A 4,146-nucleotide genomic window follows, 5' to 3' on the forward strand; every position below is an offset into this window, starting at 1 on the left:
GACAAGGCCCGGCAAAATCAACCAATTAAAATAAATCGGTATCAACAAACTTGGCACACTATTGAGTTCTCAAACAACAGACACACCCGGCACCACCCACACCCACCAAAGGGTCCAGGATCGCTCCGGAGCAACTTTCCAAACTTACCCGAACCACCACCGCTTTGCAAATCAATTTCTCAATCGATTTCAGGGTGACAATTCGAATTCCCTCGAATTGCGGCGCACAAAGCACCAGCCGTTTCAGGCTCAATTCGAAGGGGTTGGCCACCCGTGGTTCCCAGCTCTAGGCTGTCTCCCTCGCGGCGACTTAGAAGACATTACACGGCTTCCGTACACTGCGCAAATCCAGCACCGCCGCCCCCTATTTCCCTTAGGCTCAAGCTGAGCGACAGGGCCTGTCCGGGCCGCCGCGGCGACGTCGACGACGGAACGCGGCTTCCGCCGTCGGGCCCGTCTAACGGAAGGCGGCGATACCGCTGAGCTTGCGTCCCAAGATGAGCGCATGGACTTCGTCGGTGCCTTCATACGTGCGAACGGACTCCAGGTTGTTGGCATGCCGCAAGGGCGAGTGGTCCAACGTGATTCCGTTTCCGCCGAGGATCGTCCTTGCTTCGCGCGCAATTTTGATGGCCTCGCGGCAGTTGTTCAGTTTGCCCACCGAAATCTGATCCGATTGCAAGGTACCGGCGTCCTTCTTGCGCCCAAGGTGTAGGGCAAGAAGGAATCCCTTATTGATCTCCAGAGCCATATCAACCAACTTCTGCTGGGTCAGCTGGTAACCGGCCAGCGGTTTGCCAAATTGCAGGCGTTCCTTGGAGTAATCGAGGGCTACCTCGAACGCATCGCGCGCAGCGCCCATGGCGCCCCAGATGATCCCGTAGCGGGCTTCGTTCAGGCATGAGAAGGGGCCCTTGAGCCCGACGACGTTTGGCAGCACTGCACTCTCGGGTAGTCGCACATCGGACAATTCGATGTCGCATTGGATGGACGCTCGCATGGAGAGCTTCGGCGCGATCGGCATCGCCGTGAATCCAGGTGTCTCGGTTGGGACAACAAAGCCGCGGACGCCGCCGTCGGTCTGTGCCCAGATGATGGCGACTTTGGCCGCTGACGCTAGGCCGATCCAGCGTTTTGATCCGTTGAGGATCCAGTCGTCTCCATCGCGGTGCGCAAAGGTAGTCATGCCACCCGGATCCGATCCGGCGGCGGGTTCTGTCAGCCCGAAGCACCCGATCGCTTCCCCCGCAGCCATCGCCGGCAGCCATTCGGCTTTCTGTTCATCCGAACCGTGCTTGTAGATGGCGCTCATCGCCAGTGAGCCCTGCACCGAGACGAAAGTGCGCAGTCCGGAATCGCCGGCCTCAAGTTCCGCTCCGGCCAGGCCATACTCGACGGCGGATCGGCCAGCGCAGCCGTAACCTGTCAGGTGCATGCCGAGTAGGCCCATTTTTGCCAGTTCTGGAACAAGTTCCAGCGGGAAAACCGCCTTTTCATACCAGGTTGCGATGTGCGGCTTGATTTCGCAATCCACAAAGGCGCGCACCGAATCGCGCAGCGCACGTTCATCCACGCTAAGGAGGGAGTCAAAATCAATCAGATCGCTGATATCGGACATTTATGCGCCTTTCGCGGAAGTGTTTGGGGATCGGACTGCGAATGTGGATCCTTGATGCTCGCCAGGGGCCGGGGGAACTTGCCGGTAGCTCGGTGCCGTCGCAGACAATCGGATCGGGTTGGTCAACTGGCGGGACTCCCGGCCGGTAGCGGGATCGGTGACAACGATTGACGGTTCCAGCCCAAGGCTCTCAGCCAGCTCGAAAGCGTCGCCGACGCTGTTGACCCTGCCCGCAGGAACTCCTGCATCGAGCAACTTCCGTTGCCAATTCGCAGCAGTGTCAGCATCGAGCGCAGTCTCGATCACAATCCGAAGCTCCTCACGGGAGGCTACTCGGCGTTCGTTAGTAAGAAATCTCGCTTGCTCTGGCAAACCCCCTAGTCCCAGAACTGACGCAAGCGCAGCAAATTGCCGATCGTTTCCGACCGCGATGGCGAGCGTGCCGCCGCCAGTGCGAAATGTCTCATAAGGGGCGATGCTGGGGTGTGCATTACCGAGCCTGGCGGGCGAAAAGCCCGTGGCCAAGGTAGCCGTGCCCTGGTTGACCAATGCTGCCAGGAGCGAGGAGAGGAGATTTATCTGCACCTGCTGGCCGGTCCCCGTAGCATCGCGCACCCGCAGCGCCATCAAGATCCCCGCCAGGGCATTCTGTCCGGTGAGGACGTCTACCAGGGCAACCCCGACCTTGCTGGGTTCTCCGTCCGGGTGGCCAGGGATGCTCATCAGACCGCCAAGCGCCTGCACCAGCAGGTCGTAGCCTGGCAAATCCACACCGGCGCCAGCCCCGAAGCCCGAGATAGAACAGTAGACGATGTCCGGCCGGCTCTCGGAGACGGTCTGATAGTCCAAGCCGAATTTCGCCATGACGCCAGGACGGAAGTTTTCGATGACGACGTCGCAGCCGGCCACGAGGGCGCGTGCATAGCTCAACCCGTCATCGGACTTGAGATCGGCGACCACCGATCTCTTGTTGCGATTGACGCTTGAAAAATATGTGCCGGTCCCATCTGCCTCCACGGGCGGGATCCACGCCCGGGTATCGTCGCCGGCAGGACCCTCGATCTTAATGACCTCGGCGCCGTAGTCGGCCAACATCATGGAACACAACGGTCCGGCTAGAACCCGCGAAAAGTCTGCGATCCGTATACCAGCCAAGGGCTGCGGCAAACCGCTCAGACCACCTTCTGTGGATCCCACCAGGCATCTCCTTTGACGGTTGTATGTTGCATGCAACAGTAAGGGAATGTCTTCGGCTTGTAAACAATTTTTCGTTGAAACGGAGTCAGCCGCTAAATTTCGTGAGCTGATCCAACTTCGCCAGATACGCGTCGGCGGACAGTCCAGGCGTCTTCGCGCAAACGCCTGTAATGAGAAGCCGGGCGGTACGGGTGACATGCTCTCGAACCGCTACAGATGCAGCCCGGGGATCCTGCCGCTCCAATGCTTCGAGAATGCCTCGACGGTCGTCGGCCAGGTCCTGGCTGCTTCGGATTGAAGGGATGGTCACCAACCCTTGCGCGAGAACGAGATTGCGGAGCTCGCCGTCCAGCGCCATTAGCCGGGGGTTGCCCGCCAAGCCCATGAGAAACAAGTGGAATTCCTTGTCCGCCTGCAGGGTGCCGGGACCATCTTCGCCAGCTGCAGCGTCCAGGATGCGCCCGTGCAGCACCCGGAAATGCTCAAGGTCATCCTTAGTGACAACCTCGGCGGCCCGAGCCGCTGCGGGGGGCTCAAGAATAATTCGGATCTGGAAGATCTGGACAATCTCATCAAGTGAAATCTGCAGCACCCGGACGCCGCGGTTCTTCTCGATCCGGACAATGCCCTCCTTTTCGAGCAGCTGCAGGGCCTCACGCACCGGTGTCCTGGACACACCGAGTCTCTCGGCTAGTCCGATCGCGGAATAGTGCTCCCCGGGTGTCATCTCGCCGGACGTGATTGCCGCCCGCAGCATATCGGTGGCCTGCGCTGTCAGCGACACTCCGGGAGTAACCTGTTGCATGCTACTCATCCTGACATTGTACGGGTCGACGCGAGTCGGTATCTCGGAGGGGTCCGTGGGTGAGCGAGGGCTTGCCCGGGACCGCTGATATGTGAGCGGGGGTTTGGTCATGACCGTTGATATGTGAGCGGGGGTCTGGTCATGACCGTTGATATGTGAGCGGGGGTTGGGTGACCCGGACGCCGGCTCTCTTATGCCGGGTTTTCGTTGAACGCTCGCTCACGTATGCCGGGTCCCGGCCGGACGCCCGCTCACCTATGGGGGGCCGGACGCCCGCTCAAGGCTGCCGGGCGCTGCGGGTGTGGCTGCGTGCCGGTGCGGCGCATATGTGATCGGGGGTTTGCCCACAACCGCTGATACGTGAGCGGGGGTTTGCCGGAAACCGGGCCATACGTGAGCGGGGGTTTCGGGACGCCGGCTCGCGTGCGGGTGGGTGGGTTTAAATGGTTCAGGCCCCGACGTGTGTCGGGGCCTGAACGTGAATGGTTGTCCGGCGGTGTCCTACTCTCCCACACCCTCCCGGGTG

Annotated in this window: 3 protein-coding genes; all 3 read right to left on the reverse strand. The window is 60.6% G+C overall.

The window, feature by feature from the left end; genetic code table 11:
* Window positions 1-457: 457 nt before the first annotated feature.
* The gene (locus AC1DJW_RS26275; protein ID WP_476902925.1) at window positions 458-1,618 is read right to left on the reverse strand and encodes an acyl-CoA dehydrogenase family protein; all 1,161 of its coding nucleotides are present in this window, start codon (window positions 1,616-1,618) and stop codon (window positions 458-460) included.
* Complete coding sequence (locus AC1DJW_RS26280) at window positions 1,619-2,815, reverse strand: CaiB/BaiF CoA transferase family protein (RefSeq protein WP_476902926.1); 1,197 nt, start codon at window positions 2,813-2,815, stop codon at window positions 1,619-1,621.
* 85 nt (window positions 2,816-2,900) lie between these two features.
* Complete coding sequence (locus AC1DJW_RS26285; protein WP_284755374.1) at window positions 2,901-3,629, reverse strand: GntR family transcriptional regulator; 729 nt, start codon at window positions 3,627-3,629, stop codon at window positions 2,901-2,903.
* Window positions 3,630-4,146 lie beyond the last annotated feature (517 nt).

This window comes from Arthrobacter sp. 05L417 (genome assembly GCF_056397865.1).

What these genes read in the sequence shown, in the direction of transcription:
- AC1DJW_RS26275 (WP_476902925.1), bottom strand. Translation starts at nt 1,618, where the DNA reads ATGTCCGATATCAGCGATCTGATTGATTTTGACTCCCTCCTTAGCGTG.
- AC1DJW_RS26285 (WP_284755374.1), bottom strand. Translation starts at nt 3,629, where the DNA reads ATGAGTAGCATGCAACAGGTTACTCCCGGAGTGTCGCTGACAGCGCAG.